The organism is Rhizobium sp. YS-1r (assembly GCF_000757525.1).
Taxonomy (GTDB): Bacteria; Pseudomonadota; Alphaproteobacteria; order Rhizobiales; family Rhizobiaceae; genus Neorhizobium; species Neorhizobium petrolearium.
In genome coordinates this window covers 288,763-314,073 of the sequence record NZ_JPYQ01000024.1, presented here as the reverse complement: position 1 = coordinate 314,073, position 25,311 = coordinate 288,763, and the positions used below count along the sequence as shown (strand labels likewise).

At 59.0% G+C, this 25,311-nt stretch carries 23 protein-coding genes; 19 read left to right on the top strand and 4 right to left on the bottom strand.

The window, feature by feature from the left end; genetic code table 11:
- Nucleotides 1-58: 58 nt before the first annotated feature.
- Nucleotides 59-1,288 (bottom strand): CoA transferase, encoded by a 1,230-nt coding sequence (locus JL39_RS17435; protein WP_037153127.1) that lies wholly within the window; start codon nt 1,286-1,288, stop codon nt 59-61.
- Nucleotides 1,289-1,981: 693 nt separating this feature from the next.
- Between JL39_RS17435 and yghU the strand changes: the two genes are divergently transcribed.
- The 3 genes from yghU (at nt 1,982) to JL39_RS17420 (ending at nt 4,224) form a co-directional block, all read left to right on the top strand.
- Nucleotides 1,982-2,875, top strand: a complete 894-nt coding sequence (gene yghU, locus JL39_RS17430) for a glutathione-dependent disulfide-bond oxidoreductase (protein WP_037153125.1) — start codon at nt 1,982-1,984, stop codon at nt 2,873-2,875.
- 172 nt (nt 2,876-3,047) lie between these two features.
- Nucleotides 3,048-3,695 carry a TetR/AcrR family transcriptional regulator gene (locus tag JL39_RS17425; RefSeq protein WP_052182940.1) on the top strand — a complete coding sequence of 216 codons (648 nt, stop codon included), beginning with the start codon at nt 3,048-3,050 and terminating at the stop codon, nt 3,693-3,695.
- On the top strand, nt 3,676-4,224 hold the full coding sequence (locus tag JL39_RS17420) for a sigma-70 family RNA polymerase sigma factor (RefSeq protein ID WP_037153121.1): 549 nt from the start codon (nt 3,676-3,678) through the stop codon (nt 4,222-4,224). Before JL39_RS17425 ends, JL39_RS17420 begins: the two co-directional genes overlap by 20 nt.
- Before the next feature lie 69 nt (nt 4,225-4,293).
- On the opposite strand, the gene JL39_RS17415 is transcribed toward JL39_RS17420, so the two are convergent.
- On the bottom strand, nt 4,294-5,367 hold the full coding sequence (locus tag JL39_RS17415; protein WP_037153119.1) for an ornithine cyclodeaminase: 1,074 nt from the start codon (nt 5,365-5,367) through the stop codon (nt 4,294-4,296).
- 154 nt (nt 5,368-5,521) lie between these two features.
- Nucleotides 5,522-6,172 carry a glutathione S-transferase family protein gene (locus tag JL39_RS17410; protein ID WP_037153116.1) on the bottom strand — a complete coding sequence of 217 codons (651 nt, stop codon included), beginning with the start codon at nt 6,170-6,172 and terminating at the stop codon, nt 5,522-5,524.
- 380 nt (nt 6,173-6,552) lie between these two features.
- Here JL39_RS17410 and JL39_RS17405 point away from each other — a divergent pair, with 380 nt between their 5' ends.
- The 7 genes from JL39_RS17405 to JL39_RS17375 are packed head-to-tail and all read left to right on the top strand — an operon-like array spanning nt 6,553 to nt 13,513.
- Nucleotides 6,553-7,587 (top strand): ABC transporter substrate-binding protein, encoded by a 1,035-nt coding sequence (locus tag JL39_RS17405; RefSeq protein WP_037153114.1) that lies wholly within the window; start codon nt 6,553-6,555, stop codon nt 7,585-7,587.
- 5 nt (nt 7,588-7,592) lie between these two features.
- The gene (locus JL39_RS17400; RefSeq protein ID WP_037153111.1) at nt 7,593-8,408 is read left to right on the top strand and encodes an ABC transporter ATP-binding protein; all 816 of its coding nucleotides are present in this window, start codon (nt 7,593-7,595) and stop codon (nt 8,406-8,408) included.
- Nucleotides 8,405-9,226, top strand: coding sequence for an ABC transporter permease (locus JL39_RS17395; protein ID WP_037153108.1), 822 nt, complete (start codon nt 8,405-8,407; stop codon nt 9,224-9,226). Before JL39_RS17400 ends, JL39_RS17395 begins: the two co-directional genes overlap by 4 nt.
- A 42-nt stretch (nt 9,227-9,268) precedes the next feature.
- Nucleotides 9,269-10,627, top strand: a complete 1,359-nt coding sequence (locus JL39_RS17390; RefSeq protein ID WP_037153105.1) for an FAD-dependent oxidoreductase — start codon at nt 9,269-9,271, stop codon at nt 10,625-10,627.
- A complete protein-coding gene (locus JL39_RS17385; protein WP_037153103.1) occupies nt 10,624-11,781 on the top strand; it encodes a CoA transferase in 1,158 nt (385 codons plus the stop codon). The genes JL39_RS17390 and JL39_RS17385 overlap by 4 nt, the downstream gene beginning before the upstream one ends.
- A complete protein-coding gene (locus tag JL39_RS17380) occupies nt 11,778-12,554 on the top strand; it encodes an enoyl-CoA hydratase-related protein (protein WP_037153100.1) in 777 nt (258 codons plus the stop codon). The genes JL39_RS17385 and JL39_RS17380 overlap by 4 nt, the downstream gene beginning before the upstream one ends.
- Before the next feature lie 35 nt (nt 12,555-12,589).
- Nucleotides 12,590-13,513, top strand: coding sequence for a LysR family transcriptional regulator (locus JL39_RS17375; protein ID WP_037153097.1), 924 nt, complete (start codon nt 12,590-12,592; stop codon nt 13,511-13,513).
- A gap of 167 nt (nt 13,514-13,680) precedes the next feature.
- Here JL39_RS17375 and fdxA read toward each other — a convergent pair whose 3' ends face one another.
- Complete coding sequence (fdxA, locus tag JL39_RS17370; protein ID WP_037153094.1) at nt 13,681-14,016, bottom strand: ferredoxin; 336 nt, start codon at nt 14,014-14,016, stop codon at nt 13,681-13,683.
- Nucleotides 14,017-14,295: 279 nt separating this feature from the next.
- Between fdxA and JL39_RS17365 the strand changes: the two genes are divergently transcribed.
- From JL39_RS17365 to JL39_RS17325, 9 genes are all read left to right on the top strand, one after another.
- The gene (locus JL39_RS17365; protein ID WP_081952878.1) at nt 14,296-15,084 is read left to right on the top strand and encodes a GntR family transcriptional regulator; all 789 of its coding nucleotides are present in this window, start codon (nt 14,296-14,298) and stop codon (nt 15,082-15,084) included.
- A 30-nt stretch (nt 15,085-15,114) separates the two neighbouring features.
- A complete protein-coding gene (gene ugpC, locus JL39_RS17360; RefSeq protein WP_037153091.1) occupies nt 15,115-16,218 on the top strand; it encodes a sn-glycerol-3-phosphate ABC transporter ATP-binding protein UgpC in 1,104 nt (367 codons plus the stop codon).
- Between the two features lie 9 nt (nt 16,219-16,227).
- Complete coding sequence (locus tag JL39_RS17355; RefSeq protein ID WP_037153088.1) at nt 16,228-17,157, top strand: sugar ABC transporter permease; 930 nt, start codon at nt 16,228-16,230, stop codon at nt 17,155-17,157.
- Between the two features lie 9 nt (nt 17,158-17,166).
- A complete protein-coding gene (locus JL39_RS17350) occupies nt 17,167-18,048 on the top strand; it encodes a carbohydrate ABC transporter permease (RefSeq protein WP_037153085.1) in 882 nt (293 codons plus the stop codon).
- A gap of 21 nt (nt 18,049-18,069) precedes the next feature.
- Nucleotides 18,070-19,638 carry an extracellular solute-binding protein gene (locus JL39_RS17345; protein WP_037153082.1) on the top strand — a complete coding sequence of 523 codons (1,569 nt, stop codon included), beginning with the start codon at nt 18,070-18,072 and terminating at the stop codon, nt 19,636-19,638.
- 75 nt (nt 19,639-19,713) lie between these two features.
- Nucleotides 19,714-22,044, top strand: coding sequence for an alginate lyase (locus JL39_RS17340; RefSeq protein WP_037153080.1), 2,331 nt, complete (start codon nt 19,714-19,716; stop codon nt 22,042-22,044).
- 30 nt (nt 22,045-22,074) lie between these two features.
- Entirely contained in the window at nt 22,075-22,824 is a 750-nt protein-coding gene (locus tag JL39_RS17335) for an SDR family NAD(P)-dependent oxidoreductase (RefSeq protein WP_037153756.1), read from the top strand.
- 8 nt (nt 22,825-22,832) lie between these two features.
- Entirely contained in the window at nt 22,833-24,002 is a 1,170-nt protein-coding gene (locus JL39_RS17330) for an SGNH/GDSL hydrolase family protein (protein WP_037153077.1), read from the top strand.
- A gap of 56 nt (nt 24,003-24,058) precedes the next feature.
- Nucleotides 24,059-25,306, top strand: coding sequence for a glucarate dehydratase family protein (locus JL39_RS17325; protein WP_037153074.1), 1,248 nt, complete (start codon nt 24,059-24,061; stop codon nt 25,304-25,306).
- Nucleotides 25,307-25,311: the final 5 nt, after the last annotated feature.

The following is a 25,311-nucleotide window of genomic DNA, read 5'->3' as shown; positions in this document are numbered from 1 at the left end:
GCAGAGGCGAGCGCTGTGGTATTGCCAGCTCTTCTACCTCAAGGGACGGGGGAGTGGATCATCTGGTGCCATCACTTCTTTGGGCGTCCTCGATAGCTACGATCTCGCGAAGAACGTCCTCGCGGTGCTGATCCAAATGAGGCGGCGCGCGGTGGAACCTGACGGGCGTGGCGGACATCTTCAATGGGTTGCCTAGAAGCCCTAGCAATTGGCCATCATCTGTGGGCATGCGTATTACCATGTCGCGTGCGATCGTGTGCGGATCAGAAAGGACCTGACCGATCGTTGCGACACGTCCGGCGGGAATCCCCGCTGCTATGAGACGCCGCTCCCAATTTTCCGCCGTGTCATTGCGCAGCGCCTCGGTCACCTGCGCATCAAGGGCATCAATGTTCATCACTCGATCGCGATTGCGGTGGAAACGTTCATCCTGGGCAAGCGCCGGCGAGCCAATGACTGCGGCAAATCTGGCGAATTGCTGATCGTTGCCGACCGCAATGGCGATCTCGCCCTTTGCTGTCGCAAAGGTTTGGTAGGGTGCGATGTTCGGATGCCGGTTACCGATCCGGCCCGGCACCTTGTCTGAAGCCAGGTAATTCGTCGCAGCGTTGATGAGCCAGGCGACCTGTGTGTCGTAAAGCGCGAGATCGATGTATTGACCTTCCCCGGTGTGGTCACGATGGCGAAGTGCTGCGAGGATGCCGACTGTTGCGTACATGCCGCACATGACATCGGCGATACCGAGACCAACCTTGACCGGCTTCCCGCCAGCAGCATCACTTTCGCCGGTTATGCTCATGATGCCGCCCATTGCCTGGATCAGGAAATCGTAGCCGGTTCGATCGGAGTAGGGGCCGCTCTGCCCGAATCCGGAAATTGCGCACCAGACGATATCCGGCTTGATCTTGCGGACATCGTCGTAACCAACACCGCGTCGCGCCAGGTCGCCCGGCTTGTAATTTTCGATAACGACATCGGAAATTGCGGCTAGTCGCTTGACCAAAGCGACGCCATCGTCCGTCGCAAGGTCGATCGCTATCGATCTCTTGTTGCGGTTGGCCGAGAGGAAATAGGCGCTCAGATCACTTTCGCTCCCATCGGCGTTCGCCACAAAGGGCGGCCCCCAACTGCGCGTATCATCACCGAGGCCAGGTCGCTCCACCTTGATCACATCCGCACCGAGGTCGGCCAGGAGTTGCGTTGCCGTCGGCCCTGCAAGAATACGCGACATGTCCAGGATGCGCAGGCCTTGAAGGCAGGCCGGCTTCTGATCGCTCGATGTCGTCATTTACGATTTCCACTGCAAGTTACTGAACCAACGGACAGGCAGCGGCGGTTAGTCCGGCAGCCCACTGCCGGGTGAGGTCCGACAAAGCCACTACGGCTGCATGATACGGTTCGTTACAGCAGCAGGCCTTTTTTTGCTGAGACTGTCGATCGAATTGTATGTTGCCAACATTCAAACAGGACTGCATTGTAGAACGATCGAGTTAAAATGCGACGCTCGTGCCGCCAAGCGATGCTAGTAAGGCGGGAGACGACAAAGTGAGGGAATGCTGTCATGCGGCTGGAGTGGGATTGCGCTATGTCTACACGGAGTTCTCGCGCGGTTCCCGTCAGTTGAGTGGCTCTTTTGTAAGACAAAAATCAAGAAACGATATGCCAGCTTCGCCGTGGAATGAAGCGATCGGCCCCGATGATCCAGCGCCAGATGCGTTCTCCTTCGGCGCAAGGAATGTATACCACCACCTCAAATATATGAGCCATCCAGAACGGAGCTTCATGATGACCGCTTGCACGACAACTCCCATCTGAAACGACCGTTTGAGGTCATCGATGCGCGATCAGCCGCGGCTCGCGCCCCCGAAGTCGGCAAGGATCGCCCGTTCAAACATGTCAACGACGAGCAAACCAATGCGCTCTCTTCCCATCCACCATTTCCCGGCCCCACAAAGGTCGCGGAATAACTCAGGAGACAAAAATGACAGATTCCCCCGAATACGTTCCCCCGAAAGTCTGGACCTGGAACAAGCCAAGCGGCGGCGCGTTCGCCAACATCAATCGGCCGATTGCCGGACCGACCCATGAAAAGGAATTGCCGGTAGGCCGGCATCCGCTGCAGCTTTATTCGCTTGGCACGCCGAACGGACAGAAGATCACGATCATGCTGGAAGAGCTGCTTGCGCTCGGCCACGCCGGCGCCGAATACGACGCCTGGCTGATCAAGATCGGCGAGGGCGACCAGTTCGGCAGCGGTTTCGTGAAGGTCAATCCGAACTCCAAGATTCCGGCATTGCTGGATCGGTCCGGGCCAAAGCCGGTGCGGGTGTTCGAGTCCGGTTCCATCCTCGTCTATCTTGCCGAGAAATTCGGGGCACTTCTTCCGACAGAGCAGCCGGCTCGCGCGGAGTGCTTGTCCTGGCTATTCTGGCAGATGGGGAGTGCACCATATCTCGGCGGCGGCTTTGGTCATTTCTATGCCTATGCCCCCATCAAGATCGAATATGCGATCGATCGCTTTGCCATGGAGGTCAAGCGTCAACTCGACGTCCTCGACCGCCGTCTGGCCGAAAGCGAATATCTAGGTGGCAGTGAATATACCATTGCCGATATCGCCGTGCTGCCCTGGTACGGAGGCTTGGTCAAGGGCTGGCAATACGGTGCGGCCGAATTCCTGTCGGTTCAAGACTATAAAAATGTGCTGCGCTGGGCTGATCTCCTCCTGAGCCGCCCGGCCGTCAAGCGTGGCCGTATGGTGAATCGCCTCTCCGGCGACCTCTCCGAGCAATTGCACGAGCGTCACGATGCCGAGGACTTCAATACCAAGACCCAGGATAAATTGTCAGCGGGAAGAACCGAGGAAAATAAGGGGTGAGCTCTCCTTGTTGATGAGGAGAGCTCAAATCTGTCATCGCTGACATTGTTGCGAAGGCGGGCAACGAAACCCGCCTTCCGCGCTCGGCAGAGTGAAGCGCTCCCCAGGATTGCTGCTTGTTGCCACCGCTGTCGTCAGCAAGGTAACGCGAGCGGCAACATGAGAGATAAAGATGGCCAGACCGAGAGAATTCGATGATGAAAAGGTGCTTTTGCTGGCCGTCGAGCACTTCTGGGACCATGGATACGAGGCAACTTCGATCCGCGATCTGGCGCAAGTGATGGGATTGACCACGGCCAGCATCTATAATGCGTTCGGCGACAAACGGACCGTTTATCGCAAGGCTCTGGAATTTTACGTGAAGCAGAGTTTTGTCGATCGGGTCGGGCGTTTCGAAAAGAAACCGCCACGTGAAGCTATTCATGCGTTCTTTGTCGAAATTATCGACCGCTCACTAAGCGACACGAGGCGGAAAGGATGCATGCTGGTCAATTCGGCTCTCGAGGTTGCGCCTCACGATGAAGAGTTTCAGCGCGTGGTCGCCGACGTGTTGCTGCAAGTGGAGGCTTTCTTCAGGCGTTGTCTCCAGGCAGGACAGGAAGATGGAACGATCAGCCGCTACCAGACTGCAACCGACATGGCCCGCACACTTTTGTGCACCCTTCTTGGGATTCGGGTGCTCGCACGAACACGGCCAGAGAGGGACCTCATGGAAGGTCTGATCAAACCTATCTTCGCGTTGCTCGAACCCGACGTGAAAGACGACAAGCCATATGCCGCGCCGAAGAAGGACATGTCGGATGAGAAATCAGGCGCGTGAAATGGAATGGGCCGCCTGGATGCGGTTGGCAATCGCGGGCGACAGCCGTGCTTATCAAAAACTGCTGACTGCCCTCACGCCACACCTGCGCATGATGGCGCGGAAGCGTTGCGAACAGTTTGGCGCACCGACAAGTGAGGCCGAGGACGTGGTTCAGGAAGTGCTGTTGGCGATCCATCTGAAGCGAGGGACGTGGGATCCATCCCGGCCGCTCGGGCCATGGATTTCCGCAATCGTGCACAACAAGCTTGTCGATAGCATGCGCAGACGTGGACGACAGGCCAGCGTCCCGCTGGAAGATGTCATTGCAACGCTCGAGAGCGATGAGCGCGTTAACACCTCGGATCGCATCGACATAGAACGGGTGCTGGACCGGTTGAAGGATCCACAACGAACAATAGTGCAATCAATCTCGATTGAAGGATCGAGCGTGCGCGAAACCGCTGACCGTCTGAAAATGACCGAGGTGGCGGTGCGAGTCTCCTTGCATAGAGCTTTGAAGGCTTTGGCCGCACTATACTCCGACTGAGTAACGTGAAGACCGGCGATCTGATTGCGCTTCTCGCGCAGGATGCCCGCGGAGAAGAATTGCTTCGGTTCATGCGGGTTTCCGAGATGTGGCGGTCAGAGCTTTTCTGCGCAGGAGCATGCCGAAGAGGTCGCGCGGCTCGTCCGGATCGGCGAGCAGGTCGAGATTTTCATAGAGATTGGTGCCGGAGAGCTTGTCGCGGACATAGCGCAGTGCCGAAAAGTCTTCGATCGCAAAGCCGACACTGTCAAAAAGCGTCACCTGCGCGCCGTTCTTCCGGCCGGGTGCAAGGCCGGCGATGACCTGCCAGAGTTCGGTGACCGGATGATCCGCCGGCATCTGCTGGATTTCCCCTTCGATGCGGGTCTGCGGCGGATATTCGACGAAGATATCCGAACGCAGGAGAATGTCCCGATGGAGCTCGGTCTTGCCCGGGCAATCACCGCCGACGGCATTGATGTGAACACCGGGTCCAACCATGTTGTCGGTCAGGATGGTGGCGCACTGCTTGTCGGCCGTTGCCGTCGTGATGACATGGGCGCCTTCGACCGCCTCTTCAGACGATCGACAGGCTTGGATTTCGAATCCCAAGTTTCGCAGGTTTTTGGCGCAGCGTTTCGTGGCATTCGGGTCGATGTCATAGAGGCGCAACTTTCTTATGCCGGGCAGGGCCTTGAAGGCGATCGCCTGGAATTCGCTTTGCGCGCCATTGCCGATAATCGCCATGCAGTCGGCGTTTTCCGGAGCAAGATATTTGGCGGCCATTGCCGAGGTCGCTGCCGTACGCAGCGCTGTCAGGATGGTCATTTCCGAGATGAGGAGGGGATAGCCGCTATCGACATCGGAGAGAACACCGAATGCCGTCACGGTCTGTCGGCCGGTGCGCGTGTTCTTCGGATGGCCGTTGACATACTTGAACCCATAAAGCGTACCGTCGCTGGTCGGCATCAGCTCGATTACGCCCTCGCGTGAATGGGAGGCAATGCGCGGCACCTTGTCGAAGACTTCCCAGCGGCGGAAATCAGCTTCGATATAGGCCGCCAATTCATCGAGGAATGTCTCGATCCCGATATTCAGCACAAGGTCCATCATGTTCTCGACGCTGATGAACGGTACGATATTCAGGGTGGGTAGGGCTGGCATCGTCGGCTCCTTGGCAACTTTCCTTGGGTGACAAGTTGCCACGAATGGCCTGACGTGCCAATCGCGTAGGCTGCTCCGCGCAAGGCCATTTGCCAGGGAGCGGGCCTCATAAACTGGGCGAAAGACCCGGCTTCGAGCCCGGAGCGGATCTATATCAGCCGGTCGATGCGGCGGTGAAAACCGCCAACTGAGCATCGAAAGCACGCTTGTAAGCGGGACGCGCTTCGCCGCGGGCGACGTACGCTGCGAGGTTCGGATATTCTTCCAGCATGCCCGATCCCTGCAACCTGCGCAGCACCGTCACCATCAGCAGGTCACCGGCGCTGAATGCGCCATCGAGCCAGTCGGCATCGCCAAGGCGGGTGGAAAGACCGCTCAGCCGTTTCCGGATGGTGTCCTCGAGGACACGCAGGCGCTGCTCGTACCAGGGCTCGTCACGTTCGAGGATCCTGACGAGGGCGCGATCGAAGATCGGCGGCTCCACCGTGTCGAGCGCAGCAAACATCCATGTGATCGCACGTGCCCGGGCATTCGCATCGTCCGGCAGCAGGCCCGGCTGGCGCTCCGCGATATGGAATACGATCGCCCCTGATTCGAACAGGGCGAGATCGCCTTCTTCATAGGTCGGAATCTGGCCGAAAGGATGAAGCGCGAGATGGGCGGGTTCCTTCATCGCTTTGAACGAAAGAAGGCGAACGTCGTAAGGCTGGCCAACTTCTTCGAGCGCCCAGCGAACGCGCATGTCACGCGCCAGACCCTTGCCGCGATCTGGCGACCGTTCAAAGGCGGTAATGGTAATAGTCATTGGTGTTCTCCATAGCTCGTCCATCTTGAAGACGACTGGCTAAACGAAATTCCGACACCCCATGCTTGAGATAAATCCAAATGCAGCTCAAGGCATCCGTTCAGCGGCTGTCGAGCGTCAGGTTTTTCCGTATAGCAGACCTTGGCAACCCCGGATTTCATCTGATGAGCCGTCGCGATTGCCGTCGTGATTCAACTGCGGCAGCGATCTGCCAGTGTTTGATCAATTCTTGTAGGCGTTGCCTTTTTGGCAACCGTATATACGAAATATTGTTCTTTATTAGAACGCGGCATTGCGCCATCCTACCTTCAATCCGGCAGTTGAGACCGGACGCAGCCAAGCCGGCACCTCCGGTGTCGGATCCAAAACAGGGGAACACTATGTCCAATTTCATGCTGAATCGCCGGCGATTCATGTCTCAAACAGCCGCCATCGGCAGCCTTGCTGCAGCATCCAGCTTCATCGGTATAAAGGCAGGCCTTGCCAAGGATACGGCCAAAGTCAGGATGCAGCTCGGCTGGCTCGCCTCGAACGGCTTGCTGGGGGAGGTCGCTGCGATAAAGAAAGGCTTTTTCGAAGAGGAGGGTGTCGAACTCGAAATCGTGCCTGGCGGGCCAAGCGTCGACGGCGTGGCCGGCGTCGCTTCCGGTCAGTCTGCGATCGGTCAGATCTCGTCGAGCCCTTCGGTCATGCTGGCGCGATCGGCGGGAATGCCCGTCAAGGCCTTCCTGTCCGGATACCAGAAGCATCCCTTCACTTATTTCTCGCTGAAGACCAAGCCGATCCGCGAACCGAAGGACATGATCGGCAAGACGATCGCCACTCAGCCGACGGCCTTTATCCTGCTGCGCGCCCTGCTCGCCAAGAACGGCATCGCCGAAGATCAGGTGAAGATGGTGAACATGGGCTCGGACATGAATCAGCTTATCACCGGACAAGCCGATGCGGCCACTGGCTGGCTCACCAACGTCAACGCGCTCGACGTGCTTGGCGATAACCGCGTAGACATGATGCTTTGGGACAGTGGCCTGCAGCTTTATGCCAACGTCTACTACACGACCGACGATCAGATCGACAAACATTCCGACGTCCTGGAGCGCTTCACCCGCGCTGCGGCCAAGGGGTGGGGCTTTGTCCGCGAAAATCAGCAGGAAGCCGTGGAATATCTCTGTGAGGCCTATCCGATCCTCGACAAGCCGAGCGAGCTCCGGGCCGTCGGCCCCTGCGTCGACTTCTCCTTCGGAGACACGACCAAGGCTGCCGGCTGGGGCACGATGACGCGCGAGAACTGGGCCGCGCAGATCAAGGCCTATGCCGACCTCAAGCAGTTCAAGGGCACTGTGCCGGCGGTGGATGATGTCGTCAACTTCTCCATCCTCGAAGCAACCATCGACGCCCGCAAACAGGTGGGGTAATCGCAATGTTGGGAGCGGCGCAGTTGAAGCCGAACGTTCCACGCACCGAGCCGGCCGCCACGGCGGTTTCGATCCGGAACCTCTCCGTCCGGTTCGGCGACAGGAACAACGAATTCACCGCACTATCCGATGTTTCCGTGGAGATTCCGGAAGGTGCCTTCGTCACCATGCTCGGTCCTTCCGGCTGCGGGAAGTCGACGCTTCTGAGATGCGTGGCTGATCTCGTGCATATCAGCGACGGATCGATTTCCGTGTTCGGCCGCAGTCCGCAGGAAGCGCGTGAAGGTCGCGACTTCGCCTTCGTCTTCCAGGATGCGACCCTCTTGCCCTGGCGAACCGTGCTCGACAATGTGCGGCTGCCACTGGAAGTCGGCAAGCACGCCCAAACCGGCGACCATGCGGACCCGCATGAACTACTGGCCATGGTCGGTCTGAAGGGGCGCGAAAATGCGCTTCCTCACGAGCTTTCCGGCGGCATGCGGCAGCGCGTGGCGATCGCCCGTGCGCTCATCACCCGGCCGCGCATTCTCCTGATGGACGAACCGTTCGGTGCCCTCGACGAGATCACCCGCGACCGGCTGAACGAGGAATTGCTGCGCGTCTGGCAGGAGACGGGAACGACGATCCTGTTCGTCACCCATTCCATTCCGGAAGCCGCCTTTCTCGGCCAGAACGTCCTGATGCTTCAGGCGCATCCGGGCCGGGTCAAGGAGTTCATGAAGGTGGAACTGCCCTTCCCGCGTTCGCTCGCAGCGCGCGACACGGTGGAGTTCATCAAGGTCACCGCACATCTGCGTGGCCTCCTGGAGGAATGCCTATGAGCCAGGTCGTCTCATCCCGGGTCGATACGGAGCGCAAGATCGCGCTTCTCGACGCCACGGCTGGCGTGTTCGCCAGGCACATGCCGGCGATTTCCGCAGCCATGGGCCTCATCGTTCTCTGGCAGTTGGTTGTCTGGTTCTTCAAGATCCCGACCTTCATGGCACCGAGCCCGATCGATGTCGCCTACGCTTTCCAGCAGAATGCCGGAATTCTCTGGACGAACATGTTGCCGACACTGCTCGAAGCGGTGCTCGGCTTCTTCTTCGGCAATCTCGTCGCGATCCTACTGGCGATCTGGTTCGTACACAGCTCGATGGCGGAAAAGGCCTTCTATCCGATCGCGGTCTTCATCAAGGCGATCCCGATCATCGCGCTGGCGCCCATCCTCGTGCTGATCTTCGGCAATGGACTTGCGCCGAAAATCATCATCGCCGGGCTGATCTGCTTCTTCCCGACGCTCGTCAACATGGTGCAGGGCCTGAAATCCGCAAGCCCGGCCATGCTCGACCTGATGCGAGTGCTTTCGGCCAGCAACAGCGAAATCCTCTGGAAAGTGCGGCTGCCGAGTTCCATGCCGTTCCTGTTTGCGGCTCTGAAGATCGCCGCGACCAGCAGCGTCATGGGAGCGATCGTCGCCGAATGGATCGGCTCCAGCTTCGGGCTTGGGGCGGTCATCATCGAGGCCACCTATAATTTCCGCTCACCGCTGCTCTACGCGACCGTCGTGATCGCCGCGGCCCTTGCGGTCGTCCTCTTCTTCATCGTCTCGGTGATCGAGGCCCGGATGATCCGCTGGAAGCCGGCCGGCTCGCATTAAACCCGACCGTCCTCTGATCCGGTTCCCTGGGAGTTTGAACCAATGCAACAGACAATTCTTCAGGCGGCGCGCGACGTCGCAGTGGTCGACCGTTCCGATGTGGTGGTCGTCGGCGGAGGACCCGCGGGCATTTCCGCGGCGGTTTCCGTAGCCCGCAACGGCGCCAAGGTGACGCTGCTCGAACGCTACCCCTATGTCGGCGGACTTGCGGCCGGCGGCATGGTGCTGGTGCTTGACGATATGATCAACGGACTTGAGGTCACCGTGCAGGGCATCTGCATGGAGATGATCGAGCGGATGAAGAAATGGGACCTCTGCGTCACGCCGACCGGTCGCGATCGCGAACTCGACATCCGCGAGACACCGGAAGCATGGCGACGCTGGGCGCGTTGGGGCCTCTTCGACTTCCACACCCAGTCCATGCCGCATCCGATCTGCTTTTCCGCCGCCTTCGATCCGGACGGCTTCAAGCGCGCTTCCTATGACGTGCTGACCGAAGCCGGCGTAAAGCTTCGAACCCATAGCTGGTTCTCGTCCGCGATCATGGAAGGCAAGACCATCAAGGGCGTCATTTGCCAGACCAAGTCGGGCATGGAAGCGATCCTCGGCGATATCGTCATCGACACGACCGGCGACCTCGACGTCGCGGCGTCGGCCGGCGCCTCATATGTGGAATCAAACTTCATCCTGACCACCGTCTCCCGCTGGGGCGGCGTCGATACGGATGCCGCCGAGCGCTTCGAATTCGAGGAACCGGAAGCCTTCAAGACGATCGATCACGAGGCCAAGCGCCTGATCGGTGGTTGCTGGTCCTTTTGGTGGCTGAAGACTCCGCTGCCGGGCACTGTCTGGCTCAACTGCCCGCATATGCCGAACCTCTCCGGCCTCAAGACAGAGGACCTGACCAAGGCGGAACTCGAAGGCCGCGCCCGTATCGGACGGCTGCTCGATTTCGCTCGCGAAAAGATGCCGGGATTCGAGAAGGCCTATGTGGTGGATTTCGCGCCGCAGACGGGTGTGCGCCAGACGAGGCTGCTTGAGGGCGAATATGTCGTGACGAAGGACGACGTCATGAACCGCGTTCATTTTGCCGACACAGTCTGCCGTGGCCGCGACTATTATACGCCTTACCGGTCGATGCTGCCGCGTGAAGTCGATCAACTCATCGTCGCCGGGCGTCACTATTCGGCAACGCCGCAGGCACAAAAATCGAGCCGCGAAATCCCGCCCTGCATGGCCATGGGCGAGGCCGCCGGCGTCGCCGCCGCCGTGGCTCTCAATGCCGGAACCACCGTTCGGAAAGCCGATATTCGCGCGATCCAGAAACAGATGCGGGCGCAGGGTGCCGATCCCGGCGACATCCCGTCCGAAAATGCAACATTCCTGGAGGCTGCGGAATGAACTCTCTCCCGCTCGACGGCATCCGCGTGATCGATTTCACGCAGGTCATGCTCGGTCCCTGCTGCACGCAGACGCTGGCCGACTACGGCGCCGAGGTCATCAAGATAGAGAAGGCCAAGATCGGCGACCTGTCGCGCTGGTCGCTCGGTTCGGACCCGGATGGCCTCAACAATCCGGTCTTCTGCTCGCTAAACCGCAACAAGAAGAGCCTAGCTCTGGACCTTAAACTCAAGGAAGCGCGCGATGCCGTGCTTGCCTTGATCGCGGAGGCGGACGTTGTCGTCAACAACTTCCGTCCCGGCGTCATGGAACGGATGGGCTTCGGCTACGATGATCTGAAGAAGATCAACAAGCGGCTGATCTATGCGGTCGGTACCGGTTTCGGACTAACCGGTCCCTATCAGCACAAAGGTGGACAGGATATCCTCGCCCAGGCACTCTCGGGAGTGATGCGGCGCAAGTCCGACAGCAGCCATCCGACCTCCATCTATGCGACGCCGCTTGCCGACTACTCCGCCGGCATGCATCTCGTCCAGGGCATCCTGCTTGCACTCCTGCACAGGGAAAAGACCGGCGAAGGGCAGCAGGTGGCCGTCAGCCTCTATAATTCCATGCTGGCGATGCAGATGCAGGAAGGTGCGGCGCACATGATGCGCAAAAAGGATCTCAACTGGGGCGCCTTTCCGCTGACCGGCGTGTTCGACACCACGGATGGCGCGATCGTCATGGTCGGCGCTTTCAAGCAGAACCCGCTTCAGGACATCTGCAACGCGCTGGAGATCGAGGACCTATCCCAGCAGCCGCGGTACAGGGATTTCGACGCCCAGATGGAGCATCGGCCGGAACTGCAGGCGATCTTCCGCGAGAATTTCGCGAAGAACAGCAACGCCCATTGGCTGAAGCGGCTGGAGGAGGTGGATATTCTGTGCGCCCCCGTCCGCAACCTTGCCGAGGCATTGGAGGATGAACAGACGATCATCAACAAGATGATCCTGGAGGCCGGTGAAACGGCGGCCGGTCCCATCCGCCTGATCGGCTCGCCGATCGACATGTCGGCGGCACCGGTTTCGGTTCGCATCCCCCCGCCAGGTCTCGGCCAGCACAATGACGAGATTCTCGCATCGCTCGAAGCCGAGCGCGGAGACGCGGCATGACAGTCGGATTTTCCGTCGAGAACCGGGTGGCGCGCGTTACTCTTGATCGTCCGGAGCGGATGAATGCCGTGGACGCGGCGACCGAGCAGGAGCTCGAAACCATCTGGACCGAGATCGAAGCTCGCGACGACATCTCCTGCGTGGTGCTGACCGGCAGTGGCAGCAAGGCCTTCTGCACGGGAGCCGACCTCAAAGGCAGTGGCACGAAGACCGGCCTCGAATACTGGGCAGAAAGCCGGGTGAACGGATTCGGCGGCCTTGCCTTCCGCAGGTCGCTCGACGTGCCGGTGATCGCCCGCGTCAATGGTTATGCGCTCGGCGGCGGCTTCGAGATGGTGCTAGGCTGTGACATCGTGATCGCGGCGGATACGGCGAAATTCGGTCTGCCGGAAGCCCGTGTCGGGCGCATGCCGCTCGACGGGGGGATGGTGTTGCTGCAGCGGAAAATCGCCCATAACCAGGCTATGGCGGTGATGCTGACCGGTCGACAGTTCACCGCAGCAGAGATGCATGGGTTCGGCATCGTCAACGAGATCACTCCCTATGAAGAGCTCGACGCAGCCGTGGACCGGTGGGTGAACGAGATCGTCGTCTGCGCTCCTCTTTCCCTGAAAGCGATCAAGCAGACGGTGAACCGTACCGGCCACCTTAGTCCTGCCGACGCGCAGGGATTGCGCACCCCGGCACTCGTCCGCGCGCTCCAGAGCGAGGATGCCATGGAAGGTGTGGCGGCTTTCCGCGAGAAACGCGCTCCGGTTTGGCGAGGACGATGAGCATGGTATGAATTTCGGGATATTGGGGGACATTCATGCACGCCAGCATCCTGAAATATTTCATCGAAGTCGCACGCTCCGGCTCCATCCGGAAGGCGTCCGAGGAGTTGCACGTGGCGACCTCGGCGGTGAGCCGGCAGATCCGCAAGCTTGAAGACGAACTCGGCACTCCATTGTTCGAGCGCTTTTCAGATGGTCTGCGCCTGACCGCCGCGGGTAAGGTGGTCCTGAAGCATGCCAAGGAAACCATGCAGCACTACGAGATCATGAAATCCGATCTCGGCGATTTGCAGGGGAAGCGCACGGGCCGGGTGCATATCGCCTGTCTCGATAGCCTCACGGTGCAGTTCCTGCCGGAATTCGTGGTGGGTTTCCATCAGAAGAACCCGGCCGTCGACTTCCGCATCCGGGCGGACAATTTCAACAACATCTTTCATTTCGTTGCCGATGGCGATTGCGACATCGGCGTTACCTTTGATCTGGCGCGACCGCACGACATCAAGCTCGTATACGGTGTACGCATGCCGCTGATGGCAATCGTTTCGCGTCACCATCCACTCGCCCGGCAAAAGAGCGTGACATTGCAGGAATGTGCGCAATTCAAGTTGCTGCTGCAGCTCGATAACGAGGTGATGAGTTCTATGATTGCCGTGGAACTTGCCGCGCTGGACCGCGTCGGGCGTACCTTCGTTGCGACGAACAACCAGATGATGCTGAAGCCGCTGATCCTTTCGGGTGCAGGCGTCGCCTTCTTCACGCCTCTTGGCCTGTTGAAGGAACTGAATGCAGGTGAAGTGGTGGCGCTCCCGATCGCCGGCTCTCGGCTGCAGAATATGGAGGTCGGCATTGTGGCACCTCGACAGAGGCAACTCACCCACGCCACGGAGGCGGTGATAGAGGCCATGAGCACCGATCTCGAAAAGTTTGCGGAACAAATCACGGAGGTTATCAGACGGTGACGGCGGAAGGGACCTACCGCGTCATCGTCGAGAGAGACCGCTGCCGCAAGCTTGTTGCGGCGACACGTGCCTGTTGCGAAAGCTGGCCGATACATTCGGCTCCAACCCGGGTCTGACGCTCTCGGGATCGCGAAGCGCTGCTCGTAGCAGCCTGATTGCAAAGTGGCCTACCGGATTGCCGTCTTCGACGCACTCATAACCAGTGGGTGATCCTTGGCCGTCGTACGGCTCTTGTCCCAGCCACCGGGAGAGCCGAGTGCCGCGATCCCGGGTCCGAAATAATCGCGATTGACCGGAATGAACCTCTTCTGCGCCTCCGTCGCTTCTTCGTCGTAAGCGATGGCATCCACCGGACAGATCGACAGACAGAGACCGCAGTTGATGCATTCGTCGGGGTGGATGTAAAACATCCGCCCCCCCTCATAGATGCAGTCGACGGGACAGGCTGCGGTACAGGCGCCGTCCTTCACGTCGATGCAGGGTTCGGTAATGATGTAGGCCATCGCAGTCTCGATCCTGCCGGGAATTTTCCGAAATATCTCAAACGTTTGCGTTGCCGAAAAGTGCTATCTTTCGTTTGCTCCGTTCGAATTTTGGCAACAGGCGAGGCTGTGAACCGGCCCCGGCCGATCATCTCATCTCGTATGGGAAGCCGCGACGATGCGCATGCATTGGAAGGTGCCAGTCTCGTCCCAGGCAATTTCTCATCCAGGGCATCTATTGACAGCCGAGAGCCTCCAAGATATCAAATTATAAACTAATATCTCAGATATGGATTTGATATGTCGGATACGGTCGAGTTCCCGTCGCTACCTCTCTCCGATCTCGTTACACCCCTTGAGTTGCCGCCAGGCGGCAACATGACCAACCGGATTCATGCTCTGCTACGCAAGCTTATCGTTGAGGTGAAGCTTCTGCCGGGGCGCGCGCTTTCTGAAAAAGAGGTCGCGACACTCCTGAATGTCAGCAAGACACCTGTGCGGGAAGCCATTATTCGGCTTGCGGAGGAAGGGTTCGTCATCGTCGTGCCGCAGGGAGGCACATACATCGCCCCGATCGACGTGCAGCGCTACATGGAGGCCTGCTTCATCCGCTTCAAGCTGGAGGAAGGCGCCGTCATCGAGGCAACCAAGCGGCATTCTTTTGAAGACATCGCGCGTTTGAAAACCTGCCTGGTTCAGCAGCGCGCTGCCGCAAAGGACGAGCAATTCACCGATTTCTTTTTGCTGGACGAGGAATTCCACCGAACGATCTTCGCAGCGGCCCGCCTTCCCGGCGCATGGAGCGTGGTCAATCAGGCCAAGGGCGAGATGGACCGGATGCGCCATCTCAAGCGCGTATTCGCGGTTCGTCGCACTGAAAAAGTGATCGAGGAGCACGAGAAGATTGTCGCTGGCATCGAGTCTGGCGACATCGAGCAGGCGCGGGAGGCTGTTGTCTGTCATCTCGGATCGCTCGAATCCAAGATCGCCGAACTGTCCAAGAACCCGAAGATCTGGGCTTACATCGAACAGGTCAATACGCGCGTCACCAAGAAGCGGGTCGCAAGAGGCTCCAAAACGATCGCTTGACCATCCAAGGCTTTTGAGGAGGGGCCTTTTATGTCTGCAGTCCAGATCAGTGACGTCATCAAACGGTACGGCGCCTTCGAGGTCGTCCACGGTATCAGCCTGGCGATCCAGCCTGAAGAGTTCGTCGTGCTCGTCGGGCCTTCCGGGTGCGGCAAGTCCACGACGCTGCGCATGGTGGCGGGACTGGAAGACATCTCCGAAGGCACGATCTCGATCGGTGGCCGGGAGGTCAACAAGATCGCGCCGAAGGATCGCGACGTTGCGATGGTGTTCCAGAACTATGCGCTTTACCCCCACCTCAGCGTTGCGGAGAATATTGCTTTCGGGCTGCGTGTGAGAGGAGAGCGCCGTGAGGTGATCAGCCAGGCGGTTTCGGAAGCGGCGCAGATCCTGGGCCTGACCGACTACCTTTCTCGCAAACCAGCCGATTTGTCAGGAGGCCAGCGTCAGCGCGTCGCCATGGGGCGAGCGATTGTCCGCAAGCCGAAGGTCTTTCTGTTCGATGAGCCGCTTTCCAACCTCGATGCCAAGCTGCGCACCTACATGCGTGCCGAGATCAAGCAACTCCATCGGCGGATGAAGGCAACCAGCATCTACGTGACGCACGACCAGGTGGAAGCGATGACGCTCGCCGATCGCATCGTCATCATGAATTTCGGCAACATCGAGCAGGTGGGGTCGCCGATGGAGGTCTTTCTCGAGCCGGCGAACACCTTCGTCGCGGGCTTTATCGGATCTCCGCCGATGAACCTGCTCGATGCCTACATCGCCAAGCGGGGTGGCGCGGTGAGGGCCGTGCTTGCCGGCCAGTCCGGGCAAAGTCTTGCCGTTCCCGATGCCTTCGCGTCTGCCGCAACGGATGGACAGCCGATCAAGCTTGGGATCCGCCCCGAAATCATGTCGGTCAGAGCAGACAACGCTCCCGATGTGCTCGAATGTGCGATCGAATTGGTTGAGCCGCTTGGGGCCGAAGCCCTCCTCCATGGAAAGGCAGGCGGCCAGTCGTTCATCGCAAAGGAGGAAACCCTCTATTCCAATCACCAGCTGAACTCCGTTTCCCGGCTGGGTGTCGATAGTACCCGCATTCACATCTTCGACGCTGCGACCGGTCGCACGCTAAAAACCGAAGTGTGAGGGCAGATCATGAAGCAGAAATTTCGTGACGCCCTACGCACCCACGCAGAGGATCTGCAGCGGGATTGGCAGCTCTATCTGCTGCTGGCCCCGATGATCATCTGGTTCGCGCTGTTTCTCTACAAACCCATGTACGGCCTTCTGATCGCCTTCAAGGATTTTTCGATCTTCCGCGGCATCGAGCGTAGTCCCTGGGTCGGATTTGCCCATTTCGAGGTTCTGTTCCAGAACGACATGTTCATCAGGGCATTCTGGAACACAATCACCATCAGCGGGCTCGGGCTTATATTCGCCTTCCCTGTACCGATCATTCTCGCCCTGATGTTCAATGAGGTGCAAAACGCCGTCGCCAGGCGCTGGGCGCAGACGATCGTCTATCTGCCGCACTTCATCTCAGTCGTGATCGTCGCCGGCATTGTCATCAACTTCCTGTCGCCGTCCACAGGGGTCGTCAATCTGCTTCTGACCCGCCTCGGTTTCGAACCCATCTACTTCCTGATGAAGCCTGAATGGTTCCGGCCCGTGTTCGTCAGTTCATCCGTATGGAAGGAAGCAGGCTTTGAATCGATCGTCTATCTCGCCGCGATCGCCGGTGTCAGCCCGACCCTTTATGAATCAGCGCGAGTAGATGGCGCTTCGCGTTGGCAGATGATGTGGCGCATCACCCTTCCTTGCATTCTTCCCACGATCATCATCATGCTGATCATCCGCATCGGCAATCTGGTCGAGGTCGGCTTCGAATATATCATTCTGCTTTACCGACCGCCGACCTATGAGACTTCCGACGTCGTCTCAACCTTCATTTACCGGACCGGTCTGCAGGGGACTCAACACGATCTGGCGACAGCAGCCGGGCTGTTCAATGCAGTGATTGCCTTCGTCCTCGTCTATTCGGCAAACCGCATCAGCCGAAAAGTCTCTTCAACGTCGCTTTGGTGAGGGCCTGAGATGAGCAGTTTCAATCTCTATTCCCGTGGCGACAGGATATTCGGCTGGGCCAACGCCATTCTTCTCGGTCTGTTTGTCCTGTCGACGCTTTATCCTTTCATCTACATCATCTCGGCGTCACTCTCGTCCGGCGCCGCCGTCACCGCGGGCCGCGTCACGCTCTGGCCGGTGGACATGACTCTTGCGGCATACGACCGCGTCCTGTCCGACCGCATGTTCTGGATCGCTTACGGCAATACATTCATCTACACCTTCGGCGGCACGCTGATGAGCCTGGCGATCATGATACCCGGCGCCTACGCGTTATCACGCAAGCGACTGCGCGGCCGCACCTTTTTCAATCTTGCGATCGCCTTTACGCTCTGGTTCAACGCCGGGATGATCCCATTCTTCCTCAATATGCGGGATCTGGGTCTTCTCGACAGCCGGTTCGGCATCATCATCGGCTTTGCGGCCAATGCCTTCAACGTGATCCTGCTGCGCAACTTCTTCGAGGCCGTGCCGAAGTCGTTCGAGGAAGCGGCCAAGATGGACGGCGCCAGCGAATTTCAGCTGCTGTGGAAGGTCTTTATCCCGCTTTCCAAGCCTGCGATCGTAACCGTGGCGCTCTTCTGCATCGTCTCACGCTGGAACGGCTACTTCTGGGCCATGGTGCTTCTGCGCGGTGAGGAGAAGATTCCGCTGCAGGTTTATCTGAAGCGCGTGATCGTCGACCTCAACTCGAACGACGAGTTCGCCTCCAGCCTGCTGACGGCGCAGTATTCGTTCGAGACGGTGACCTCAGCCATCATGGTCGCCTCCATCATTCCCGTTCTCATCATCTATCCCTACGCGCAGAGATATTTCACGAAGGGAATTTTGCTGGGCGGGGTCAAAGAGTGACGACAAAGGGAGGAACTACCGATGAGTGCATTTCATAAAGGAATATCTGTCTTGGCGCTGGCCGCGGCCATGATGACGGCATCGCCGGGCTGGTCTCAGGAGACAACCAAGATCACCGACGACCCGTTGGAGCTGACGATCCATTTCCATTTCCGTGACAAATACGTCTATTCGGAAAAGTGGCCGGTCGAGCAGAAGGCGGCCGAACTCACCAACGTCCACGTCCGTAACGTTGCATCGCTGGCGACCACCAGCAGCCGCGACGCCTTCAACCTCCTCATCGCTTCCGGCAAGCTTCCCGATATCGTTGGCGGAGATGCCAGCGGCGGTCTGAAGGAAGATTTTATCCGATACGGCCTGGAGGGCGCATTCATTCCGTTGGACGATCTGATCGAGGAGCATGCGCCCCACTTGAAGGCCTTCTTCGACGGTCACCCGGAGATCCGTCGTGCGATCTCCGGTCCGGACGGCAATCTCTATTTCATCCCTTATGTTCCGGACGGGAAATTCTCCAGAGGCTGGTTCATCCGCCAGGATTGGCTCGACAAGCTCGGGCTGAAGCAACCCGAAACGCCGGAAGAAGTCCACGAGGTCCTGAAAGCCTTCAGGGACAAGGATCCGAACGGAAATGGCGTCAAGGATGAGGTGCCGTATTTCGCCCGGGAAGAGGTGGATGCAGTCCGCTTGATCAACCTGTGGGACGCGCGCGTGTCAGGATCGGAACGGTACGGCGATTTCGCGGTCTATGACGGTCAGCTCCGTCATCCTTGGGCCGAGGAAAACTACAAGACAGGCATCGCCCATGTCGCGCAGTGGTACAAGGAAGGCCTTATCGACAAGGAGATCTTCACGCGTGGTGCGCGCTCCAGAGAATATCTCCTTGGCAACAATCTGGGTGGCATGACGCATGACTGGTTCGCCAGCACATCGACCTACAATGATGCGTTGTCCGGCAAGATCGAGGGATTTGCGCTTCGGCCGATGCTCCCGCCAAAGACAGTGAGCGGCCAGAGGTTCGAAGATGCCCGTCGGTTGCAGGTGCAACCCGCCGGCTGGGCCATCTCCGCGACCAATGAGCATCCCGTGGAAACCATCAAATATTTCGACTTCTGGTTTTCGGAGCAGGGCCGGATTCTTTCCAACTACGGCGTCGAAGGCCTGACTTACGAAATGGTCGACGGAAAACCGCAGTTCAAGAAGGAGATCCTGGGCAACAAGGATCCCGTCAACGCGCAGCTCTGGGCGGTGGGCGCCCAGATCCCGCGGGGGTACTGGCAGACCTACGACTACGAGCGGCAATGGACCAACAAGATCGCACTCCAAGGCATCTCCATGTATGAGCAGTGCAACTGCCTGAAACAGGAATTTCTCGGCGTCTCTCTGAATACCGAAGAGAAGGCAGTCTATGACCGTTATTGGCCGAGCCTGCTCACCTACATGACCGAAATGCAGCAGACCTGGGTGCTTGGCGCTCAGGACATCAATGCCACCTGGGATGTCTATAAGAAGCGCCTTGCCGAGCTTGGCTACGACAAGGTCATAGCCATGATGCAATCGGCCTATGACCGCCAATATGGTGCCGCCCGCTAAATCCTGCGTCGTTCTGGATGGCGGCGTGCGTCGTCGCCATCCACCACCAGATTTTCCCACAGGAGTTCGAGCCGAATGCGTCACTCTGCGCCGGCGATTGTCAAGCAAACTCATCTCGATGAACCCCGCCCTGGTTCGTTGACCATAGATTATGTGCCAAGCGAGCAAAGACCAGCGCGGGAGAACCCGCCGCGTTTTTCCTGGTTACCCGACATCGATGATGGCGCCAGATATGTGCTTCGGATCTCGACAGATCCTGTCTTTACCGACAGCAAGACGCAGACTTACGAGAACCTGGCGTGGAATTTCTTCACGCCGAACGAGGTTCTTCCGGCGGGCCGTTATTACTGGTCCTATGCGCTCTGGGACCCGGTGTCCCGGGCATGCAGTTCGAACTGGAGCATTGTACGCAGCTTCGAAATCAATGACGCTCTACCGCGGGCGCCGCTTCCCGATCGGAAGACCCGGCATGGCGCAGCCGGCACCGGTCATCCCCGGCTCTGGCTCAATCCAGACAAGCTCAAGTCCTTTGCGTCTGCGGTTGCCGATGATCCAAATCATTGCGGTTGGTCGGATTTCCTCTCCAAGTCGGTCGAACCGTGGATCGAACGTCCCATCATCGCCGAACCTCAACCCTATCCCGACAATGTGCGCGTCGCCTCCCTTTGGCGGCAGATGTACATCGATTGCCAGGAGGTCATCTATGCTATCCGGCATCTCGCGATAGCGGGGCGGGTTCTTGGAAGAAGCGACCTGCTCGACGCTTCACGTGCCTGGCTGCTTGCTGTTGCCGCCTGGGATCCGCAAGGTCCGACCTCGCGCGCCTACAATGATGAAGCCGCCTTCCGCATCGTGGTGGCTCTCGCCTGGGGCTATGATTGGCTTTACGACCACTTGAGCGAAGAGGAGCGGTCCACAGTCCGGGCAGTTCTCCTGCGTCGGACGCGGGAGGTTGCCGATCATGTCATCGCCCATGCACGCATCCATGTCTTTCCCTATGACAGCCACGCGGTGCGGTCACTGTCAGCGGTCCTCACGCCGGCCTGCATTGCGCTTCAGGGCGAGAGCGACGAGGCGACGGAGTGGCTGGACTACACCGTCGAGTTCCTGGCGACGCTCTATTCGCCTTGGGCGGGTACGGAAGGCGGATGGGCGGAAGGCCCGCACTACTGGATGACGGGCATGGCCTATCTCATCGAGGCCGCCAATCTCATCCGATCCCATCTGGGGTTTGATCTCTATCAGCGTCCCTTCTTCCAGAACACCGGCAGCTTTCCGCTTTACACCAAAGCCCCCGGCACCCGACGCGCCGGTTTCGGCGATGATTCCACTCTCGGTGACCTGCCGGGATTGAAGGTGGGCTACAACGTCCGCCAGTTCGCCGGTGTAACCGGCAATGGCCACTATCAATGGTATTTCGAGCGCATCAAGGCTGATGCGGCCGGCACCGAGATGGCCTTTTATAACTATGGGTGGTGGGACCTGAACTTCGACGATCTGGTCTACCGCCATGACTTTCCGGAGGTTCAGGCAATTTCGCCTGAAGATCTGCCGGCGGTCGCCTGCTTCAGCGACATCGGATGGGTGGCGGTGCAGAGGCATATGGAAGATCCCGACCGGCACCTGCAGTTCGTCTTCAAGTCCAGCCCCTATGGATCGCTTAGCCACAGCCACGGTGATCAGAACGCATTTCTGCTCTACGCCTATGGCGAGGATCTTGCGATCCAGTCAGGGTACTATGTCGCGTTTGGCTCCAGCATGCATCGTGACTGGCGCCGGCAGACGCGGTCGAAGAATGCGGTACTGATCGGCGGCAAGGGTCAATATGCGGACAAGGACAAGGCACTCGCCCGCCGGGCCGCTGGCCGCATCATCGAGACTGAAGAAAAACCTGGACACCTTCGCATCCTCGGCGATGCGACGGCGGCTTATCAGGTCGTCAATCCCCTGGTTCAGAAGGCTGAGCGGGAAATCCACTTCGTCAACGATTCCTACTTCGTCATCGTCGATCAGGTCGAATGCCTGGAGCCGCAGGAGCTTCAATGGCTGTGCCACACCATGGGCGCGCCGCAGGCGGGGCGTTCGAGTTTCCGGTATAACGGCCAGAAGGCCGGCTTCTACGGCCAGTTCGTCTTTTCATCCGCCGGCGCGCCTCAGATCGTCGCAGTCGAGGGGTTCCCTGACATCGATCCCGCGGAACTGGAAGGACTGGAGCGGCATCATCATGTCCGCGCCACAGCCCCGGCATCGACGAGCCATAGCCTTGTGACGCTTCTGGTCCCCTACAGTTTGAAGGAACCGAAGCGGATCTTCAGCTTCATCGACGATCAGGGCTTCTCCACCGACATCTATTTCACCGACGTCGATGATCAGCGCTTCAAGCTGACCCTTCCTAAAAAATTCTAGTCCCAGGAATTCCAGCCAAAGAGGTTCATGATGAAACGTTTCGCCAACAAGACGGTCGTGGTTGCGGGCGCCGGGCGCGATATCGGCCGCGCCTGTGCTTTGCGGTTCGCGCAAGAAGGTGCGAATGTCGTGCTCACGTATAACGGTGCCGAGGAAGGTACCAGAAGCGCCGTTTCCGAAATCGAGCAGCGCGGCCAGGCGGCGATCGCGGTCCGCGCTGATCTGACGCGGAAAGAGGATGTCGAGAAAGCCATCACGACAGCTGCGGACAGGTTTGGTGATATCCATGCGCTCGTGCATGTCGCGGGGGGCATGGTGGCGCGAAAAACCATGGCAGACATGGATGAGGCGTTCTGGCGCCAGGTCATGGATGTCAATCTGACGTCGCTTTTCCTGACCACCAAGGCTGCCCTTCCCAGGTTGGCAAAGGGCGGAGCGATCGTGACCTTCTCCTCACAGGCGGGAAGAGATGGTGGCGGACCGGGCGCTATCGCCTACGCCACATCCAAGGGAGCTGTAATGACCTTCACGCGAGCGCTCGCCAAGGAGGTTGGACCGGCCGTTCGGGTCAATGCCGTCTGCCCCGGCATGATCGCCACCACCTTCCACGATACCTTCACCAAACCGGACGTGCGCGAACGGGTCGCCTCTGCCGCCCTGATGAAACGAGAAGGGACCAGCGAGGACGTTGCCGCGCTTGTCGCCTTCCTCGCCTCGGACGATGCGGCGTACATTACCGGCGCCTGCTACGACATCAATGGCGGCGTGCTCTATTCCTGAGGCATAATATGTCCGTTTTTCTTCCGCGGGCAGGGCGTATCGCCATAGTCGGTACGTCACTTGTGCAGCAGAATCACATTGGCGATCACTCCTTCATCGGCACTTCGGCGCGCGGCTGGATGAGCTGGGCGGAGGTGCTGTCACATGGCCGGCTGGCTTGCCCTGTCCATCACGATCCTGCAATCGTCCCGGGTTGGGAACCTTCCAATCGTGCTGGTGGCAGCCGGTTCTTTGCCGGCCTCAATTTCGGTGTTTCCGGACAGAAAGCGATCGAGATCGAGCGGCGCCTGCCACGGTTGCTGGCGTCCGATTTCGATCTCATCATCGTCGACGCGGGTACCAACGATATGATGGTGGAGACAAGGCAGACGATCGCCGACACCCGGGACCGGATCGTCAAGGCCTTGCTGAACGCGGGCAAGACGGTGATCCTGCTGCCAATCCTGGCGAGGGGCACGCAGAAATGGCCGGCAGGCGGCCCGGAGCGTGCCAAGGCCCATTGGATCAATCAGCACAGCCGCGATTTTGCGGCCAGGCACGCCAATTGTCACGTCTTCGACTGGAACGACGCCTGGGTGGACCCGGAGAGCAGATTCGGCGAGCCGCGAGATGGTTACTCCAATGATGGAACGCATTTTTCCGTCCGTGGAGGTTTTGCGGTCGGAAGCCTTCTGGCCGGTTATCTTGATCATATCCTTCCCAATGCACCTGATCGCGTGTTGTCGCAGGACGACTGTTACGACGCGGCAGACAATCCGCTGGGTAATCTTGCTTCCGAACTCTCTGCCTCGACTTCGTCTGAGGCGGGAGAGACGAGCCATCGGTTGGGTGGTGAACTGTCCCATCCCGGTGCGGGCGTTTGGATCGAGGCCATATGTGACATGGAAGTACCCTCACACGGGGGCATCGTGGGTGTCTCCCTCAGGCTGCGCGATGCTGCCGAGGAGGGGCTTGAAAGCATTGCGCTTGCGCCCTTCCGGTCCGAAGACGGGTCGCCTTTTCCGTTCCCGTCACAATCCTGGCGAGGGACGCTCAGGACGCCTCCATTGAAGTTGAAGCCGGGGAACAAGGTTCCCGAACTTCATCTCGACGTGATCTTGAACACGCAAGCCGAACCGCTGCGGCTCGATGTGGCGAAAATCGAGGTCCGTCCCGTTCCCAGTCCGGTACGAGCATGACGCCGATACCTGCAAAGACCGAAGGTCCGGTCCTGATGGTGAGAAGGAGCTATTGAATGCGCATTGCCGAAATCCATCTCACGCCCGTGGCCATCCCGGACAAGCCGCTGCTGAACTGCAAGGGTGTTCACCAGCCTTATGCCCTGCGGACAATCATCGAAGTGATCTGCGATGATGGCACAACCGGCCTCGGCGAAAGTTACGGGAGCATCAAGGCGCTGGAAGGATTGCGGCGCGCCGCACCCGCGTTGAGAGGACTTGATCCGTTTCACCTTCACGAGTTGAAATCCCGTGTGGCCGCTGCCCTGCCGGAGGGGGGCGGTATCAATGCCAGGACGGCGGTCGCCGACCACAAGCTGACGGATGTGGTGACATCGGCTTTTGAAGTTCCCTGCATGGACATACAAGGCAAGATGCTTGGCAGATCTGTGGGCGACTTGCTCGGCGGTGCGGTGCGCGAAACCGTGCCATTCAGCGCGTATCTGTTCTTCAAGTTCGGCGCTCATATCGGCCAGGACAAAGACGAGTGGGGAGAGGTGCTCACACCCGATCAGATGGTCCGCGAAGCGAAGAAAATGGTCGCCGACCATGGCTTCAAGTCCCTTAAAGTCAAGGGCGGTGTTCTTCACCCGGATCTCGAAATCGAAACCATGTTCAAGCTGAGAGAGGCATTTCCTCACCATCCGCTGAGGATTGACCCGAATGGCGGCTGGACCGTCGAGACCGCTATCTATGTCGCGCGCAGGCTGGAAGGCGTTCTGGAATATCTCGAAGACCCCGTTGCCGGCATGGATGCCATGGCACAGGTCGCCGCCGCGACGTCAATTCCGCTCGCCACCAACATGGTTGTCCTGGAATTCGATCAGATTGCCGAAGCCTTTACAAAGCGGGCAGTCAAGGTCGTCCTTTCCGACCATCATTATTGGGGCGGGATGCGTGCATCGACACATCTTGGCAAGGTCTGCGAAGTGCTGGATATGGGCATCTCGATGCATTCCAACTCGCATCTTGGCATAACGTTGGCTGCTATGGTTCATGTCGCGTCGGCCACACCCAATCTCGGCTATGACTGCGATACGCATTATCCCTGGGTCGGCGCGGATGTGGTTGAAGGGGCGCCCTTCGTTTTTCGTGACGGTGCACTGGCTGTGCCTCGCGGGCCAGGGCTGGGCGTGACCCTGGATCGCATCCGGCTGGCGGAATTGGCTGCCCTTTACGAAGTGGCAGGCGTCAGGGAGCGTGACGATACGCTTTATATGAAGCAGTTCGACCCCGGTTATGAGCGTCGCGTTCCGCGCTGGTAGAGAGC

Coding starts and splice junctions, on each gene's coding strand:
- JL39_RS17435 (WP_037153127.1), bottom strand. CDS start 1,288: ATGACGACATCGAGCGATCAGAAGCCGGCCTGCCTTCAAGGCCTGCGC.
- yghU (WP_037153125.1), top strand. CDS start 1,982: ATGACAGATTCCCCCGAATACGTTCCCCCGAAAGTCTGGACCTGGAAC.
- JL39_RS17425 (WP_052182940.1), top strand. CDS start 3,048: ATGGCCAGACCGAGAGAATTCGATGATGAAAAGGTGCTTTTGCTGGCC.
- JL39_RS17420 (WP_037153121.1), top strand. CDS start 3,676: ATGAGAAATCAGGCGCGTGAAATGGAATGGGCCGCCTGGATGCGGTTG.
- JL39_RS17415 (WP_037153119.1), bottom strand. CDS start 5,367: ATGCCAGCCCTACCCACCCTGAATATCGTACCGTTCATCAGCGTCGAG.
- JL39_RS17410 (WP_037153116.1), bottom strand. CDS start 6,172: ATGACTATTACCATTACCGCCTTTGAACGGTCGCCAGATCGCGGCAAG.
- JL39_RS17405 (WP_037153114.1), top strand. CDS start 6,553: ATGTCCAATTTCATGCTGAATCGCCGGCGATTCATGTCTCAAACAGCC.
- JL39_RS17400 (WP_037153111.1), top strand. CDS start 7,593: ATGTTGGGAGCGGCGCAGTTGAAGCCGAACGTTCCACGCACCGAGCCG.
- JL39_RS17395 (WP_037153108.1), top strand. CDS start 8,405: ATGAGCCAGGTCGTCTCATCCCGGGTCGATACGGAGCGCAAGATCGCG.
- JL39_RS17390 (WP_037153105.1), top strand. CDS start 9,269: ATGCAACAGACAATTCTTCAGGCGGCGCGCGACGTCGCAGTGGTCGAC.
- JL39_RS17385 (WP_037153103.1), top strand. CDS start 10,624: ATGAACTCTCTCCCGCTCGACGGCATCCGCGTGATCGATTTCACGCAG.
- JL39_RS17380 (WP_037153100.1), top strand. CDS start 11,778: ATGACAGTCGGATTTTCCGTCGAGAACCGGGTGGCGCGCGTTACTCTT.
- JL39_RS17375 (WP_037153097.1), top strand. CDS start 12,590: ATGCACGCCAGCATCCTGAAATATTTCATCGAAGTCGCACGCTCCGGC.
- fdxA (WP_037153094.1), bottom strand. CDS start 14,016: ATGGCCTACATCATTACCGAACCCTGCATCGACGTGAAGGACGGCGCC.
- JL39_RS17365 (WP_081952878.1), top strand. CDS start 14,296: ATGTCGGATACGGTCGAGTTCCCGTCGCTACCTCTCTCCGATCTCGTT.
- ugpC (WP_037153091.1), top strand. CDS start 15,115: ATGTCTGCAGTCCAGATCAGTGACGTCATCAAACGGTACGGCGCCTTC.
- JL39_RS17355 (WP_037153088.1), top strand. CDS start 16,228: ATGAAGCAGAAATTTCGTGACGCCCTACGCACCCACGCAGAGGATCTG.
- JL39_RS17350 (WP_037153085.1), top strand. CDS start 17,167: ATGAGCAGTTTCAATCTCTATTCCCGTGGCGACAGGATATTCGGCTGG.
- JL39_RS17345 (WP_037153082.1), top strand. CDS start 18,070: ATGAGTGCATTTCATAAAGGAATATCTGTCTTGGCGCTGGCCGCGGCC.
- JL39_RS17340 (WP_037153080.1), top strand. CDS start 19,714: ATGCGTCACTCTGCGCCGGCGATTGTCAAGCAAACTCATCTCGATGAA.
- JL39_RS17335 (WP_037153756.1), top strand. CDS start 22,075: ATGAAACGTTTCGCCAACAAGACGGTCGTGGTTGCGGGCGCCGGGCGC.
- JL39_RS17330 (WP_037153077.1), top strand. CDS start 22,833: ATGTCCGTTTTTCTTCCGCGGGCAGGGCGTATCGCCATAGTCGGTACG.
- JL39_RS17325 (WP_037153074.1), top strand. CDS start 24,059: ATGCGCATTGCCGAAATCCATCTCACGCCCGTGGCCATCCCGGACAAG.